Source organism: Kribbella italica, assembly GCF_014205135.1.
Lineage (GTDB): Bacteria > Actinomycetota > Actinomycetes > Propionibacteriales > Kribbellaceae > Kribbella > Kribbella italica.
In genome coordinates this window covers 6,509,233-6,525,286 of sequence record NZ_JACHMY010000001.1, presented here as the reverse complement: position 1 = coordinate 6,525,286, position 16,054 = coordinate 6,509,233, and the positions used below count along the sequence as shown (strand labels likewise).

Here is a 16,054-nt window from a genome sequence, read left to right as displayed (position 1 = left end):
AACAGGCCGGAGCCGGGGAGATCAGTCACCGGACGCGGCTGCGCGCGCTCGGCGGGGTCAGTTCTGAGGCACGAGCCAGCCGATCCGCAGCTCCTCGGCGCCCGGGCGGAAGGTTCTTTCCAGCTCGGCGCGTTCGGGGTCGCCCGCGGGCAGATCCTCGGCGAGGACGGCTTGGGCGGCGATGGTCTGAGGCCGGGCGCCGAGGGCGGCACGCAGGTGGAGTGAGCGGCGCAGCATCGCGATCCGCTCGGCAGGCTCCTGGAGGTGGGCGAGGTGCCGGATGATGTACGACTCGAAGAGGCCGTCGCCGGTCCTCGTCGCGATCTCGAGTGCCGTCGCGTACCGCGGGATCGCGCCGGCCACGTCGTCGTCGATGTTGTCCAGCAGGACGGCCCAGTGGTACTCGGCCCAGCCGCGCTGCAACTCGTCGCCGCTCTCGGCCGCGGCGCGGTAGTTGGCCTCGGCCACCGCGCGGTCGTCCGGGCGTGGGTCGCGCTGGAACAGCAGGCGACTGTAGGCCAGCCGCGCGGTCAGCAGGTACGCCGTCGACGACGTGGGATCGAGCGCGGCGACCGCCTTCTCCGCCTCCTCATGACCCTCGATCCGGAAGAACCAGCGGTCCACGGCGATCTCCGCGCGCAGCTCGGGATCGCCGTCCGGGCCGAGCACGGCCAGCGCGGCGTCCCACTCCCCGAGCAGCAACAGCCGCCGGGCCACGTAGGTGTCGTCAGTTAGCATGACGCCTACGGTAAGCAGCGGCGATGTAGGGGGTCAAGTGCAATACGGTGACTACATTGGGAACGTGACCCGGCTGGCCGTCGAGCTGGCCAACACCGGCACGCTCGACCCGTCCGGCGAACTGGTGGCCGCGTTCTTCGCCGAGCACGACATCACTCCACCGCCGGACGGCCAGTACGGCGACCTGCCGGATCTCGTCCGCACGACCCTGGCGCAGTCGGTCGACGGCGCGACTCCCGACGGCGTACACCGCCTGCTGCGCGACTACCCGCCGGACATGCACCTGTCCGACCACGACGGCGCCTGGCACGTCCACTTCAGCCGCAACGGCACCCCGGCCGAGCGCTGGGTCGGCCAACTGATCGCCGCCAAGCTCGCGCTCGTCGCGGCCGGGGATCCGGCGGTCACGCTGGGCCGCTGCGCCGCGACCAGTTGCGGCAACTACTTCGTCGACCAGTCACGCAACCGCACCCGCCGCTTCTGCTCCAACGCGTGCGCGAGCCGGACGACGGTCGCGGCGTACCGGGCGCGCAAGAGTTCCTAGTTCCGCCAGCCGGCGAGGAGGTCGGAGGCTGCGGTGAGCAGGTCGGTGGTGGCTCGTTGGTCGAAGAAGGTGATGAGGGCTTCGTAGGTCTGCTGGTGGGCGGCGTCGGGGTCGACGACGTACCCGAAGTAGCCGTCGGTGTAGCCGATCACGCGGGTGATCGGGTGCGGGCTGGTGGCCTGCAGGTAGATGCCGTGGAGAGCGAAGAGCTCGACGGGGAGGTGGAGCCAGGCGACGGGGCCGAGGCTCACGTGGCTCAGGGGGAGGTCGTAGGTGGCGGGGAGCGTGGTGGTGGACATCAGGGACTGACCGCGGACGCCGTCCAGGCGGGTCTGGGCGATGCGCTGGTTCGGGGAGTCGCCGGAGACCGCCGGGTCGAGGGTGGGTGCCTCGGTCGGGAGGTCGCGGACGCGCAGGCGCGCTGTCGTACGGCGGATGGTGGGGGCTGTCGACAGGAGGTCGAGGCCCGGGGTCTCGAGGGACGCAATGACTTCCTCGGCCAGGATCTTGCCGAGCCGGGTGACCTCGTCCGGGCCTCGGGACTGGCGGGTGAAGCGAGGGCTGACGTCCCCGGCGGCGCCTTGGAGGTAACCGACGACCGCGGGGGCCAGGGCGGCGCGGGTGGCGCCGGGCCAGTCGGCGGACCACTGCAGGTTCTCGGGGCCGTGGGCGGTCGGGTGGCAGGCGAAGTCGAGGAGGATCGCGGCCAGCGAACCGTCGAGCGCGTGCAGGGCGAGGATGCCGGCGGTGTTGTCGTGCGGGCCGTTGCGGCGATGGCGGTTGGTGCCGACACCGATGACCTCGGTCGAGCGCCAGGAGGCGCGGACCGGACGGCGTACGAGGTCTGCCTTGGCCACGGCCGCGACCAGTTGGTCGACGAGGGCCGGCTCGCGGTCGGCGGGGATGACCGGGTGGATCTCGCCGGTCCAGCCGGACGGGCCGGAGTGGGTGTGGGAGGCGCAGACCAGCACGTTCCCGGCGGGGATGCCGGCGGCCGAGGCGGCGGCCGCGGAGAGTTCGGCGGTCAGGGCGGTACCGGCGGCGATGGCGTCGAGGCTGAGCCAGAGGACGCCGGGCGAGCTTTCGGTGGAGAGCCAGATGATGGTGGCCTGCAGCGGGTCCGCCGTACCGGTGGCCAGGCCGGAGCGGGCCGAGTAGCCGTCCAGGCGGTGGCCAGGTGGCGGGGTGACGTCGAACGAGGTGGCGGCCAGCAGCAAGTCCGACATCGTTGTGCTCCCTCTCCGGTGTGGCTCATACATACGCCGGGACCCGGTCGGGGTGGAAGAGCTTCGGGTGACTTTGTTTAGACCACTTGGATCGCGGCGGCGAACCAGGCGGTGGTCTCCATCGGGTTCGTGATCGCGGTACCGATCACCACGGCGTGGGCGCCGGCCTCGCGGACGGCGCGGACGTCGGCGGCGGTCCTGAGTCTTCCCTCGGCGATCACCGGGCAGTCGAGGGTGGCTGCGAGGGAGCGGACCAGGGCGACGTCGGGGCCGGTGGCCGGCGTGGAATTGGTATAGCCGGAGAGGGTGGTCGCGACGAGGTCGGCGCCGGCGGCTCGGGCGGCGAGGCCTGCCGCGTGGGTGTCGACGTCGGCGAGTACGGGGAGGCCGAGCTCGGAGTGGATGCGGGCGATCTGGTCGGCGAGTGGGGTGCCGTCAGGGCGGGGGCGTTGGGTGGCGTCGATGGCGATCAGGTCGGCGCCGGCTTCGGCGACGCCGGCGGCTGCTTCGAAGGTAGGGGTGATGAAGACGCCGGAGGGGTCGCCGAGTTTGTGCAGGCCGATGATCGGGAGGCCGGTGACGGCGCGGATCGCGGCGATGTCGGCGGGACCGTTGGCGCGGAGCGCGGCGGCGCCGCCTGCTTCGGCGGCTCGGGCCATGAGGGCCATCGACTCCGGGGAGAAGAAGGGGTTGCCGGGGGCTGCTTGGCAGGAGACCACCAAGGACCCGGCGGGGACTTGAGGGCGAAGCGGAGGTGAGCCCCGGCGCGGGGGCGAGCCGGGGGGCGGGGGCGGGTGGATCGGGCGGGTCACCGGTGGACCAGGACCAGGTCGGCGTACGGGGTGAGGTCGCCGGTGGCCAGGCGTTCGGCGCCGTCCAAGGAGGTGCCTGCGGGTGGGGTGAGCTGGGCGCGGGGTGAGAGGGCTGCGCGCAGTGGTTCGACGAGTTGCTCGCCGGCGCCTTCGAAGAGGCCGCCGACGAGGGCGACCGGTACGGCGTCCGGTCCGATCAGCGCGGCATGAATGGTGTCGGCGATGTCGCGGGCGGCCTGGTCGACGATCGCCTGCGCGACGGCGTCGGTCGGGGCGTGCCGGAAGACCTCGGGGGCGAACGCGGCGACCTCGGCCACCAGGGTCGGCGACGGGTAGAGGCTGATCGGGTCGAGCCCGGTGCCGGTGAGCGTCGTCGACGGGCCGCGGCCGTCGCGGGCACGCTGGACGGCGACCAGGCCGGCGCGGCCGATGGCGAACGCGCTGCCGGCGTCGCCGAACAGGTAGCCGTGGCCGTCGACCTTGCGCCAGGTGCCGTCCTGGCCGACGCCGAGGCAGACCAACCCGGTGCCTCCGGCAACTACTACGCCGTGCCCGCCGGGCAGCGCCCCGGCGTGGGCGGTGACCATGTCCTGGGTCAGCCGCACCTCGCGGGCGGGCAGCGACCGGGCGATGTGCCGGGCGAGCTGCGCGGCGGTGGCCGCGTCGGGTGGGAAGCCGGTCAGTCCGAGGCAGATCGTGTCGACAGGCTCGGTGAGCCGCGCGCCGGACGCGCCGCGGATCGTGTCGACCTGCTCGGCGACCCCCGCGTCGCGGGCGGCGGCCCGGATCGCCTCGACCGTGGCGGCGCGGCTGTCGGGCCCGTGCTGGTAACCGGGCCCACGACCCGTCCTGCCGTCGGGGAGAACACGGAGGCGCAGGCCGGACTGGCCGCCGTCGATCGCGAGGTTGATCATCGCGGCCAACTCTGGCCGTTCACCGGCCGCAGGTAAAGGAGTTCCTAGCGCGAGGTTGTGTAGAGCAGCTCGCGCGTCGTGTGCAGGCGGCTCAGGACCGTGGTCAGGTCGGCGCCGTACACCGTCACGGACTCGTCGCACCACTGGTCGACGACGGGCTCGTTCCCGGTGACGTGCACGGCGAGCTCGGTCAGGTCGAGCTCGTAGAACTGCGCCGCGTTGCCGGTCATGTCGACGACCGTCCGGAGCAGGTCGGCGGCCTGCTGCTCCCACTGATCGTTGTCTGCGGCAACTTCATGGGGCCGGATCAGCAGCACCTCGACGTCGCTGTCCAGGTCGCCGTCGCCGCGCGCGGCCGCGCCGTACAGGCCGGCGTGGACCGGGGGCAGCGTCCAGGTGGCCAGCTCGGCGCGCAGGCCGGTGACGAACGCGGTGCGCAGCCCGGACAGCAGCTCGACCGCCTGGGCGGCGAGGTGCTTGCGGTTGAGGGTGTAGAGCAGCGAGTTGCCCGCCTCGGCGACGTGGACCAGCCCGGTCGAGGTCAGCCGCTGCAGCACCAGGCGGACGCCGGCGACGCTGCCGACCCCGGCGAGCCCGTGCACCTGCCGCCCGGACAGACCGCGATCGGCCCCCGCGAGGACCTGCAGCACAGCGCCGTCCAGTGACGGTACGACGGTTCCGATCGGCCTGCCGAAGTCCATAGTTCTGTGACTGTAGTGACTATTGTGATCAATCGCCTACTTTCCGTGACGACTCAGAGACCCTTCGCGGTCGCGCGCACGGTCGGCGTCATCCGGAGCTCGGCGGTGAAGGCGTAGCGGTCGCCGCGGTAGACCGCCGAGGTGTACTCGAAGACGCGCTCGCGACGGTCGAAGCTGATCCCGTACGACGCCAGGCACGGCTGGGTCGACGGGATGTCGAGCCAGCCGGCCGTCTTCGCGTCGGGCAGCACCGGCTCGAGCTTCGACGTACCGCTGACCAGCTCGATCCCGTACCGCGCAGTGAGCAGCTCGTAGAGCGAGCCGTCCAGGTCCTCGGCCTCCAGACCGGGCACGTAACTGCCGGGGACCGTCGTGTGCTCGACCACCATCGGCAGGTCGTCGGCGAGCCGGAGGCGGGTGAAGGTCAGGACCGGGTCGCCGACCGGGATGCGCAGCCGGCGTGCGGCCGGCCGCGAGGCCTTCTCGCGGCGGAACTCCAGTGTCCGGCTTCCCGGCGTCATCCCGCGCCGGCGGATGTCCTCGGAGAAGCCGATCATGCCCAGCCACTTCGCGACCTTCGGGCGGGCCGTGTACGTGCCGCTGCCGTGGCGGCGGACCAGCAGTTCCTCGATCACCAGCTCGTCGACCGCGCGGCGCAGCGTCATCCGCGCGACGTTCCAGCGCACCGCCAGCTCACGCTCGGCCGGCAGCGCGGCGCCCTGCGGCAGCGTGTCGATCAGCGAGAGCAGCAGCGCCCGGATCTCGGCGGCCTTTCCGGGCAGGGAACTCGGCATTGGTCCTGGCTACCAGGCGTGAGGATCAACCGGTAGCCATTCCATCAGGTTGCAAAGGAGGAAGCGGCCCGGTGGAGAAGTAACCTGACGCGAGTGAACAGCGGGCAGAAGTCTTCCTCGGCAATCGTTGTCGGCGCGGGGATCGGCGGGCTGACTGCTGCGGTCGCCCTGCGGAGGATCGGGTGGTCGGTGACGGTCCTGGAGCGGGCTCCGATCATCGCCGAGGTCGGCGCGGGACTGACGCTGTGGCCGAACGCGATGAGTGCTCTGGCCGCGCTGGAGCTGGACCGGAAGGTCGAGGCGCGCGCCGTCGAGACGATCTCGCGCGGGAACCTCCGGACGCCGAAGGGCGGCTGGATCCGGCGCAGTCAGCCGGAGGATGTCGGCGTGCTCGCGGTCCACCGGGCCGAGTTGCACGCCGTACTGCGGAGCATGTTGCCCGAGTCGGCGCTGCACACCGATGCCGAGGTGCTCTCGGTGGACGGCCGGAAGGTGCTCTGCCGGTGTGCGGGCGAGGAGCACGAACTGTCGGCCGAGCTCGTCGTCGCGGCCGACGGCGTCAACAGCGTCGTACGGCGAACGCTGTGGTCAGGCTCCGCGGTCTTCCAGGGCCGGACGGCCTGGCGAGGTGTCACTCCGAGCGGCGCGGTCTGGCCGGTGGAGGAGTCGCTCACGCTCGGCCGTGGCGTCCAGGTCAGCATCCTGCCGCTGCCCGACGAGCGGGTCTACTGGTTCGTCACCGCCAACGCGCCCGAGGCCAACCGCGAGTACGCCGACGAGCAGGCCGAGGCGCTCCGGCGTGTCCAGGGCTGGCACGACCCGATCCCGGCGCTGATCCGCGCGACCCCGCCGGACCAGGTGCTGCACAACGATCTCGTGGACCTCGATCCGCTGGACACCTTCGTCCGCGGCACCGTCGTCCTCCTCGGTGACGCGGCGCACGCGATGACGCCGGACCTCGGCCAGGGCGCGTGCCAGGCGATCGAGGACGCCGTCGTCCTGGCTGCATCGTTGAACGACAGCGATCTCGAATCAGGGCTGGCCGAGTACGACCGCGTACGCCGGGCGCGAGTGCAGCCGATGGTCGCCGCCGCCCGCGCCTCCGTCCGCCGCAGCTCCAGCACCAGCCGCGTCGCCCACCTCGGCGTGACTCTGGCCGCCCGCTTCGTCCCACCCGCCAAGTGGCGCAAGCTGACCGCCCGCTGGTCCGACTGGCAGGCCCCGAAGCTCCCCTAGGCCTCGAACAGTCTCCAGTGTCCCTCGGAGACGACCTCGACGGTCCCGTCGACGACCTTGAGCGCCGTCTGGTTGTCGATCGCGTACGCCGGGATCGGCAGCTCGGCGGCCCAGCGCTCGGCTTCGGCCATCGTGTTGTCCATGCCCGGGTAGTCCAAGTGCGGGAAGATCGCGAAGTCGACCAGGCCGAGCGTGCTGTCGTCACCGCCCTCGGGCGGCGTCCAGCCGACGAAGCTCGCGCCGATCCGGGGCGTCATCACCATGCTGCCGGCGCTCAGCCCGACGTACACCAGATCCAGCGACGGGAGAAGCTCGGCCAGTCCGGACTGCTGCATCCAGTAGTGGAGGTAGAGCGGGTCGCCACCACCCACGAGCAGGACGTCGGCCTCCTGGACCTTCGGCTCCCACAGCTCCCGGTCGAGGCTGGGCAACGCGGTCAGCTCCAGCACACCGACCGACTTCCATCCGACCTCGGTCATCGGCGACCTGGGCTCCTGCCCGCTGATCGTGCGATGGGCCATCTCGGGACCGATGGGCTTGGCGTAGATCGCGGTCGGCACGTACAGCGCGCTCGACTCGGCGATCGGCTGGCCCAGCAGCTCGACCAGCGCGTCGGTGATGCTCCGGTTGATGATGCCGGAGTCCGTGAGCAGAAGTTTCATGGCGACCCGTCCCCTGGTGCGGTTGGCGTGCGGCTGGGCGAGCCTAGCCCTCGGCACCGACAGCCGGAGCAAAACAAGCACCCTTGATTCTTTTTGCCCGGGGTGGGACGCTCGGCCGATGGACCTGGACGAGGTACTGGCTGATCTCTGGGCTGAGAACGCCGAGTTGGACATGGTGGTGGCCGGGCTGGCCGCTGACACGTGGACGACTCCGACGCCGGCGGAAGGGTGGTCGGTGGCGCATCAGATCGCGCACCTGGCCTGGACCGACGAGGCCGCGTTGAGCGCGATCACCGACCAGGACGAGTTCCAGGCGACGCTGCGCAAGGCGAGTGCCGATCCGGCGGGGTACGTCGACAAGGGCGCTGCCGAAGGCGCCGCGTTGCCGACCGATCAGCTGCTGCCGTACTGGCGAGAGACTCGGGCCGAGCTGGCCGAGGCACTGAAGCAGGTGCGCGCGGGCGAGAAGATCGCCTGGTTCGGGCCGCCGATGAGCGCGACCTCGATGGCGACCGCGCGGCTGATGGAGACCTGGGCGCACGGGCAGGACGTCTACGACGGGCTTGGGGTGAGCCGGCCGCCGTCGAGCCGGTTGCGGCACGTCGCGCACCTCGCCGTACGGACGCGCGACTTCTCGTACCTGCTGCACGACCGGAAGCCGCCGGCGGCGCCGTTCCACGTGGAACTCACCGCGCCCGACGGCACGACCTGGTCGTACGGCGACGCGACCGCGGACCAGCGGGTGACCGGTCCGGCGCTCGACTTCTGCCTGCTCGCGACCCAGCGCCGGCACCGCGACGACCTCGCGGTCGAGGCGGCCGGCGCGGACGCCGAGGAGTGGCTCGGGATCATCCAGGCCTTCGCCGGGTTGCCCGGCAAGGGCCGCGTCGCGGGACAGTTCGGCTGAAGGGGCGACGATGACGGAACCTCTCCGGATCGGCAACGCGTCGGGGTTCTACGGCGACCGGTTCAGCGCGTTCCACGAGATGGTGACCGGGGGGCCGCTCGACTACGTCACCGGGGACTATCTCGCCGAGCTGACGATGCTGATCCTCGGGCGGGACCGGCTGAAGGATCCCTCGCTCGGCTATGCGCGGACGTTCTTGAAGCAGCTCGAGACCGGGCTCGGCGAGGCGCTCGATCGTGGGGTGAAGGTGGTCAGCAACGCGGGCGGGCTGAATCCTGCTGGGTTGGCCGAGGCCATCGAGGGACTTGTCGACAAGTTGGGCCTGACAGCGAAGGTTGCCTATGTCGAGGGCGACGACCTTCTGGCGCGGGCCGGCGAGTTGGGGTTCGGTACGCCGTTGACGGCCAACGCCTATCTGGGTGCCTGGGGGATCGCCGAGGCGCTGCGCGACGGCGCCGATGTGGTCGTGACCGGGCGGGTCACCGATGCTTCGGTCATCGTCGGGCCGGCCGCCGCGCACCACGGCTGGCGGCCCGACCAGTACGACGAGCTCGCGGGCGCCGTCGTCGCCGGGCACGTGATCGAGTGCGGCTGTCAGGCGACCGGCGGCAACTACGCGTTCTTCCACGAGCTGCGCAACCTCGATCGGCCCGGGTTCCCGATCGCGGAGATCCACGCCGACGGGTCGAGCGTGATCACCAAGCACGACGGCACGGGTGGCGCCGTCACGATCGACACGGTCAAGGCCCAGCTGCTCTACGAGATCACCGGTGCCCGGTACGCCGGGCCGGACGTGACGACCCGGCTCGACACGATCGAGCTGAGCGACGACGGCATCGACCGGATCCGGATCACCGGGGTCCAGGGCGAGCCCCCGCCCCCGACGTACAAGGTGTCGCTGAACAGCCTCGGCGGATTCCGGAACGAGGTCGACTTCGTCCTGACCGGGCTGGAACTGGAGGCGAAGTCCGAGCTGGTCCAGCGACAGCTCGAGCACGGGCTCACCCGCAAGCCGGCCGAGCTGAAGTGGTCACTGACCTGGACCGAGCAGCCGAACGCCACGAGTGAAGAACTCGCGAGCGTGCTGCTCAAGTGCGTGGTGAAGGACCCCGATCCGAAGGTCGTCGGGCGTGCGTTCTCGAGCGCCGCGGTCGAGCTGGCGCTGGCGAGCTACCCGGGCTTTCACGTGACGCGGCTGCCGGAGGACGGTTCGCCGTACGGCGTGTTCACGGCGGGGTTCGTCGACGTCGACGAGGTCGAGCAGGTCGTCGTACTGCCGGACGGGTCGCGGCGGGTGATCGCCGCCGCTGCCGAGACGCAGGTGCTCGAGCCGGCCGACGACGCCGAGTTGCCGATCCCCCTGCCGCAACTCGTCGCCGCGGGCAGGCCCGCGCGGTCGCTGACGCGGGAGGTCCCGTTCGGCCGGGTGATCGGCGCGCGGAGCGGCGACAAGGGCGGCGACGCGAACGTCGGCGTCTGGGTGCGGAACGAGACCGCCTGGCGCTGGCTCGCGCACACGCTGACGATCGGGCTGTTCAAGGAGCTGCTGCCGGAGACCGAGGACCTGAAGGTGACTCGGTACGTGCTGCCGAATCTGTGGGCGCTGAACTTCGTGGTCGAAGGGCTGCTCGGTGAGGGTGTGGCGTCGCAGGCGCGGTTCGATCCGCAGGCCAAGGCGGTCGGCGAGTGGCTGCGGTCGCGGTACGTCGACGTACCGGAAGTGTTGCTGTGAACGACTTCCGGGAGTCCGTCCGGCGGTTCATGGCGGCGGAGGTGCTGCCGTCGCTCGACGGCTGGGAGCGCGCGGGTGAGTTGCCGCGGGAGCTGCACCAGAAGGCCGGCGCGCTGGGTCTGCTCGGAGTCGGCTTTCCCGAGGCGGTCGGTGGCGGTGGTGGGTCGCTGAGCGACGCGATCGCCGTGGTGGAGGAGATGCACTACAACGGTGGGTCCGGCGGGCTGGTCGCGTCGCTGCTGACCTGCGGGATCGCGGTGCCGCATATTGTTGCTGCAGGCAACCAGAGGCAGATCGATCGGTGGGTCAGGCCGACGCTGGCGGGCGAGCTGATCGGAGCGCTGGCGATCACCGAGCCGGATGGTGGGTCCGATGTCGCGTCGCTGCGGACGACGGCTCGGCGCGAGGGCGATCACTACGTCGTCAACGGCGCGAAGACCTACATCACCAGCGGAGCGCGGGCGGACTTCGTGACGACGGCGGTGCGCACCGGTGGTCCAGGGGCGCACGGGATCTCGTTGCTGGTGATCGAACGCGGCGACTTCGTGGTGTCCCGCAAGCTGGAGAAGATGGGCTGGCTGTGTTCGGACACGGCCGAGTTGTCGTTCACCGACGTCCGCGTGCCGGTGGGCAATCTGGTGGGCGAGGAGGGCACGGGCTTCGTTCAGCTGGCGCAGAACTTCGTCGCCGAGCGGCTGACACTCGCCGTACAGGCCTATGCCGGGGCGCAGCGGGCGCTCGACCTGACCGTCGAGTGGTGCCGGGCGCGGACGACGTTCGACCGGCCGTTGATCTCGCGGCAGACCGTGCAGTTCACGCTGACCGAGATGGCCCGGCGGATCGATGTCGCGCGGGTGTACGTGCATCGGGTGGCTGAGCGGGCGGCGCGGGGCGAGGACGTGATCGCCGAGGTGTGCTTCGCGAAGAACACGGCGGTCGAGGCCGGGCAGTGGGTCTGCGACCAGGCCGTGCAGCTGCACGGCGGACTCGGCTACATGCGCGAGTCCGAGGTCGAGCGGCAGTACCGCGACCAGCGGATCCTCGCCATCGGTGGAGGCAGCACCGAGATCATGACCGGCCTGGCCGCCAAGAGACTGGGGTTCACCGCATGAGCAACCGCGAGGCGATGCTGGACAAGCTCGCCGCTCTGGACGTCGAGCACGCGAAGGCGCTGGCCGGCGGCGGGGAGAAGTACGTCGCGCGCCACCACCAGCGCGGCAAGCTGCTGGCGCGGGAGCGGATCGAGTTGCTGATCGATCCCGACTCCGCGTTCCTCGAGCTGTCGCCGCTGGCCGGCTGGGGGTCCGACTTCACCGTCGGCGCGAGCCTGGTGACCGGGATCGGTGTGGTCGAGGGCGTCGAGTGCCTGATCACCGCGAACGACCCGACCGTCAAGGGCGGCGCGAGCAATCCGTGGACCCTTCGGAAAGCTCTGCGCGCCGACGAGATCGCGCGGGCGAACCGGCTGCCGGTGATCAGCCTGGTCGAGTCCGGCGGCGCGGACCTGCCGACGCAGAAGGAGATCTTCATCCCGGGCGGCGCGATGTTCCGCAACCTGACCCGGCTGTCGGCCGAGGGGATCCCGACGATCGCGCTGGTCTTCGGCAACTCGACCGCGGGCGGCGCGTACATCCCGGGGATGAGCGACTACGTGGTGATGGTCGACGGCGGCGCCAAGGTGTTCCTGGCCGGGCCGCCGCTGGTGAAGATGGCGACCGGCGAGGACGCCGACGACGAGTCGCTCGGCGGCGCCGCGATGCACGCGCGGGTCTCCGGGCTCGCGGACTATTTCGCCGTCGACGAGCCGGATGCGATCAGGCTCGGGCGGCAGATCGTGTCGCGGCTGAACTGGAAGAAGCTCGGGCTCGCGCCGGCGCCGTCGTACGAGGAGCCCTTGTACGACGCCGACGAGCTGCTCGGGATCGTGCCGGGTGATCTGAAGATCCCGTTCGATCCGCGGGAGGTGATCGCGCGGGTGGTGGACGGGTCGGTGTTCGACGAGTTCAAGCCGCTGTACGGGTCGTCGCTGGCGACCGGCTGGGCGTCGGTGCACGGGTACCCGGTCGGGATCCTGGCGAACGCGCGCGGCGTGCTGTTCTCGGAGGAGTCGCAGAAGGCGGCGCAGTTCATCCAGCTCGCCAACAAGTCGTCGACGCCGCTGATCTTCCTGCACAACACGACCGGGTACATGGTCGGGCAGGAGTACGAGCAGGGCGGGATCATCAAGCACGGGGCGCAGATGATCAACGCGGTCTCCAACTCGGCGGTGCCGCACATCTCGGTGCTGATGGGAGCGTCGTACGGCGCCGGGCACTACGGGATGTGCGGGCGGGCCTTCGATCCACGCTTCCTGTTCGCCTGGCCGTCGGCGAAGTCGGCGGTGATGGGGCCGCAGCAGCTGGCCGGGGTCTTGTCGATCGTCGCTCGGGCCGCTGCGTCGGCCAAGGGGCAGCCGTACGACGAGGACGGGGACGCGGCGATGCGCGCGTACGTCGAGGGGCAGATCGAGGCGGAGTCGCTGCCGATGTTCCTGTCCGGGCGGCTGTACGACGACGGCGTGATCGATCCGCGGGACACCCGGACGGTGCTCGGGCTGTGCCTGTCCGCGATCCACTCGGCGCCGGTGGAGGGCACGTCCTCCTTCGGTGTGTTCAGGATGTGAGGGCGATGATCAGCTCGGTACTTGTCGCGAATCGTGGGGAGATCGCTCGGCGGGTCTTTCGGACCGCGCGTGCTTTGGGCTTGGGGACTGTCGCTGTGCATTCGTCGGCCGACGCCTTGGCGCCGTACGTCGGGGAGGCGGATGCGGCGGTTCATCTGCCGGGTCACGCTGCCTCGGAGACTTATCTGGTGGGGGATTTGCTGATCGCGGCCGCGCGGGCGGCGGGGGCGGATGCGGTGCATCCGGGGTACGGGTTCCTGTCGGAGAACGCCTCGTTCGCGCAGGCTGTTCTCGACGCCGGGCTGACGTGGATCGGGCCGCCGGTGGCGGCGATCGCCGCGATGGGGTCGAAGATCGAGGCGAAGAAGCTGATGGACGCGGCGGGGGTGCCGGTCCTGCGGCAGCTCGCGGCTGCTGAGGTCACCGCTGCGGAGCTGCCTGTTTTGGTGAAAGCCTCGGCTGGTGGCGGCGGGCGGGGTATGCGGGTCGTCGAGTCCCTGGCGGAGTTGCGCTCGGAGATCGCGTCGGCGGAGGCTGAGGCGTTGTCAGCTTTTGGGGACGGGACGGTGTTCTGCGAGCCGTATCTGGCGAGCGGGCGGCATATCGAGGTGCAGGTTCTGGCTGATTCCTTTGGGACCGTGTGGGCGGTTGGGGAGCGGGAGTGCTCGATCCAGCGGCGGCATCAGAAGGTCGTGGAGGAGTCGCCGTCGCCTTTGGTGGAACGGGTTCCGGGGATGCGGTCTTTGCTGTTCGAGGCGGCACGGAAGGCTACGGAGGCGATCGGGTACGTCGGGGCGGGGACGGTGGAGTTCCTGGCGGACGAGCACGGGAAGTTCTACTTCCTGGAGATGAACACGCGCCTGCAGGTCGAGCATCCGGCGACCGAGTCGGTGACTGGGTTGGATCTGGTGGCGTTGCAGTTGTCGATCGCCGCGGGTGAGGCGTTGCCTGCTGAGCCGCCGGAATCGGTCGGGCACTCGATTGAGGTGCGGTTGTACGCGGAGGATCCGGCGACCGATTGGCAGCCGCAGACGGGGCGCCTCCACAGATTTGTTCTTCCAGGGAGTGAGTTCACCGCTGGTGGACCACGCAGCGGAACGCCTTGGATTCGGGTCGACTCCGGGGTCGAGGACGGCTCGGACGTCTCCCCCTACTACGACTCGATGTTGGCCAAGGTCATCGTGTGGGCGCCTACTCGGGAGGTGGCTGCTCGGCGGTTGGCTGCTGCTGTGGCTTCGGCGGAGATTCACGGGGTGGTGACCAACCGGGAGTTGCTGGTGTGGGTGTTGCGGCATCCGGCGTTTGTTGCCGGGGACACCGATACCGGGTTCTTCGACACCTACGGCGTGGGTGGTGAGAAGCAGGACGTGGAGTTGTCGGCGTTGGCGGCCGCCCTGGCTGAGGCGGCGCGGAATCGTGCGCGGGCGAAGGTGCAGGGGCGGCTGCCGAGTGGGTGGCGGAACCTGCCGTCCCAGGCGCAGCGGAAGTCCTACGCGGTGGGCGACTCGACGTACGAGGTGTCGTACCGGCTGACGCGGGACGGGCTGGTCACCGACGGGGACGTGAAGCTGATCGAGGCTTCGGGTGAGCTGGTGGTGCTGGAGATCGCCGGCGTCCGGCGGCGGTTCGAGGTGGCGGCCTACCCCGGCCTGGTGTGTGTCGGGCCGGTGCAGCTGGTGCCGGTGGAGCGGTTCGCGGATCCGGCGGATCAGCTGGCGGCGGGATCGCTGGTCGCGCCGATGCCGGGGTCCGTGATCCGGGTCGCGGTGGAGGTGGGTGACGAGGTGAAGCAAGGGCAGGCGCTGCTCTGGCTGGAGGCGATGAAGATGGAGCACACCATCTCCGCACCGGCCGACGGCGTGGTGGTCGAGCTGAACGTCGCCAAGGGTGAGCAGGTCGAGGTCGGGGCCGTTCTGGCCGTCGTACGAGGTGGGGAGGACGCATGAGTTTCGTCGAGAGCGAGGAGCGCCGGGCGTTGCGGGCGGCGGTGAGCGAGCTCGGGCACAAGTACGGCTATGCCTGGTTCACCGAGAAGGCGCGCACGGGCGGGCAGACCACCGAGCTGTGGCAGGAGGCCGGCAAGCTCGGCTACCTCGGGGTGAACCTGCCGGAGGAGTACGGCGGAGGCGGCGGCGGGATGGCCGATCTGTCGATCGTGCTCGAGGAACTCGGCGCGGCCGGGTGCCCGTTGCTGATGATGGTCGTCTCCCCCGCGATCTGCGGCACGGTGATCAGCCGGTTCGGCACCGACGGGCAGAAGCAGCGCTGGCTGCCGGGGCTCGCGGACGGCTCGGTCACGATGGCGTTCGCGATCACCGAGCCGGACGCCGGGTCGAACTCGCACAACATCACCACCACCGCCCGGCGTACCGACGAGGGCTGGTCGCTGTCGGGCCGCAAGGTCTACATCTCCGGCCTCGACGTCGCGCAGGCCGTGCTGGTCGTCGGCCGGACCGAGGACGCGCGGACCGGCCGGCTCAAGCCCGCGCTGTTCGTCGTCCCGGTCGACGCGCCGGGCGTCGAGTTCCGGCAGATCGAGATGGACCTGATCAGCCCGGACAAGCAGTTCTCGCTGTTCCTGGACGACGTGACGCTGCCCGCCGAGGCACTGGTCGGGTCGGAGGACGCGGCACTGCTGCAGCTGTTCGCCGGGCTCAACCCCGAGCGGATCATGGCCTCGGCGTTCGCGATCGGCATCGGCCGGCACGCGCTCGGCAAAGCCGTTGCCTACGTCAAGGAACGGCAGGTTTGGAAGACTCCGATCGGCGCCCACCAAGGGATCTCGCACCCGCTGGCCCAGATCAAGATCGAGCTGGAACTGGCCCGGCTGATGATGCAGAAGGCGGCCGCCCTGTACGACGCGGGCGAGGACCTGGCCGCCGGCGAGGCCGCGAACATGGCCAAGTACGCCGCCGGTGAAGCCTGCGTCCGTTCCACCGACCAGGCGGTCCAGTCGCTCGGCGGCAACGGCATGACGGTCGAGTACGGCGTCGCGTCGCTGGTCGCCGCGGCCCGCGCGACCCGGATCGCCCCGGTCAGCCGGGAGATGATCCTGAACTTCGTCGCGCAGCACTCGTTAGGCCTACCCAAGTCGTACTGATTCGGCCACAGTCGTGCCACTCAGCT

Annotated in this window: 15 protein-coding genes; 8 read left to right on the top strand and 7 right to left on the bottom strand. The window is 70.6% G+C overall.

The annotated features are described in order from the left end of the window. Nucleotides 1-57 precede the first annotated feature (57 nt). Nucleotides 58-738, bottom strand: a complete 681-nt coding sequence (locus tag HDA39_RS30390) for a hypothetical protein (RefSeq protein ID WP_202893164.1) — start codon at nt 736-738, stop codon at nt 58-60. A gap of 64 nt (nt 739-802) precedes the next feature. On the opposite strand from HDA39_RS30390, the gene HDA39_RS42665 reads away from it, so the two are divergent. After that, nucleotides 803-1,282 (top strand): CGNR zinc finger domain-containing protein, encoded by a 480-nt coding sequence (locus HDA39_RS42665; protein WP_337925956.1) that lies wholly within the window; start codon nt 803-805, stop codon nt 1,280-1,282. Here HDA39_RS42665 and HDA39_RS30380 read toward each other — a convergent pair. The 5 genes from HDA39_RS30380 to HDA39_RS30360 form a co-directional block, all read right to left on the bottom strand. Further along, complete coding sequence (locus tag HDA39_RS30380; RefSeq protein WP_184800999.1) at nt 1,279-2,508, bottom strand: hypothetical protein; 1,230 nt, start codon at nt 2,506-2,508, stop codon at nt 1,279-1,281. The two genes, HDA39_RS42665 and HDA39_RS30380, sit on opposite strands and share 4 nt — an antisense overlap. Before the next feature lie 77 nt (nt 2,509-2,585). After that, a complete protein-coding gene (locus HDA39_RS30375) occupies nt 2,586-3,230 on the bottom strand; it encodes an N-acetylmannosamine-6-phosphate 2-epimerase (protein ID WP_202893163.1) in 645 nt (214 codons plus the stop codon). Between the two features lie 86 nt (nt 3,231-3,316). Further along, nucleotides 3,317-4,234 (bottom strand): N-acetylglucosamine kinase, encoded by a 918-nt coding sequence (locus HDA39_RS30370; RefSeq protein WP_184800997.1) that lies wholly within the window; start codon nt 4,232-4,234, stop codon nt 3,317-3,319. A 44-nt stretch (nt 4,235-4,278) separates the two neighbouring features. Then, entirely contained in the window at nt 4,279-4,935 is a 657-nt protein-coding gene (locus HDA39_RS30365) for a hypothetical protein (protein WP_184800995.1), read from the bottom strand. 53 nt (nt 4,936-4,988) lie between these two features. Continuing rightward, nucleotides 4,989-5,729: a GntR family transcriptional regulator gene (locus HDA39_RS30360; protein ID WP_184800992.1), complete on the bottom strand. Its 741-nt coding sequence runs from the start codon at nt 5,727-5,729 to the stop codon at nt 4,989-4,991. 93 nt (nt 5,730-5,822) lie between these two features. Between HDA39_RS30360 and HDA39_RS30355 the strand changes: the two genes are divergently transcribed. Then, nucleotides 5,823-6,965 (top strand): FAD-dependent monooxygenase, encoded by a 1,143-nt coding sequence (locus HDA39_RS30355; protein ID WP_184800990.1) that lies wholly within the window; start codon nt 5,823-5,825, stop codon nt 6,963-6,965. Here HDA39_RS30355 and HDA39_RS30350 read toward each other — a convergent pair. Further along, nucleotides 6,962-7,627, bottom strand: a complete 666-nt coding sequence (locus HDA39_RS30350; RefSeq protein WP_184800988.1) for a Type 1 glutamine amidotransferase-like domain-containing protein — start codon at nt 7,625-7,627, stop codon at nt 6,962-6,964. The genes HDA39_RS30355 and HDA39_RS30350 overlap by 4 nt on opposite strands. Nucleotides 7,628-7,745: 118 nt before the next feature. Here HDA39_RS30350 and HDA39_RS30345 point away from each other — a divergent pair, with 118 nt between their 5' ends. From HDA39_RS30345 to HDA39_RS30320, 6 genes are read left to right on the top strand one after another with little or no spacing between them, the layout of a single operon-like run. After that, nucleotides 7,746-8,534, top strand: a complete 789-nt coding sequence (locus tag HDA39_RS30345) for a TIGR03084 family metal-binding protein (protein ID WP_184800986.1) — start codon at nt 7,746-7,748, stop codon at nt 8,532-8,534. A 10-nt stretch (nt 8,535-8,544) separates the two neighbouring features. Then, a complete protein-coding gene (locus HDA39_RS30340) occupies nt 8,545-10,266 on the top strand; it encodes an acyclic terpene utilization AtuA family protein (RefSeq protein WP_184800984.1) in 1,722 nt (573 codons plus the stop codon). Continuing rightward, nucleotides 10,263-11,378 carry an acyl-CoA dehydrogenase family protein gene (locus tag HDA39_RS30335; protein WP_184800982.1) on the top strand — a complete coding sequence of 372 codons (1,116 nt, stop codon included), beginning with the start codon at nt 10,263-10,265 and terminating at the stop codon, nt 11,376-11,378. The genes HDA39_RS30340 and HDA39_RS30335 overlap by 4 nt, the downstream gene beginning before the upstream one ends. Further along, the gene (locus HDA39_RS30330; RefSeq protein WP_184800980.1) at nt 11,375-12,928 is read left to right on the top strand and encodes an acyl-CoA carboxylase subunit beta; all 1,554 of its coding nucleotides are present in this window, start codon (nt 11,375-11,377) and stop codon (nt 12,926-12,928) included. The genes HDA39_RS30335 and HDA39_RS30330 overlap by 4 nt, the downstream gene beginning before the upstream one ends. A 5-nt stretch (nt 12,929-12,933) precedes the next feature. After that, entirely contained in the window at nt 12,934-14,874 is a 1,941-nt protein-coding gene (locus HDA39_RS30325) for an acetyl/propionyl/methylcrotonyl-CoA carboxylase subunit alpha (protein ID WP_184800978.1), read from the top strand. Then, entirely contained in the window at nt 14,871-16,028 is a 1,158-nt protein-coding gene (locus HDA39_RS30320) for an acyl-CoA dehydrogenase family protein (RefSeq protein ID WP_184800976.1), read from the top strand. Before HDA39_RS30325 ends, HDA39_RS30320 begins: the two co-directional genes overlap by 4 nt. Nucleotides 16,029-16,054 lie beyond the last annotated feature (26 nt).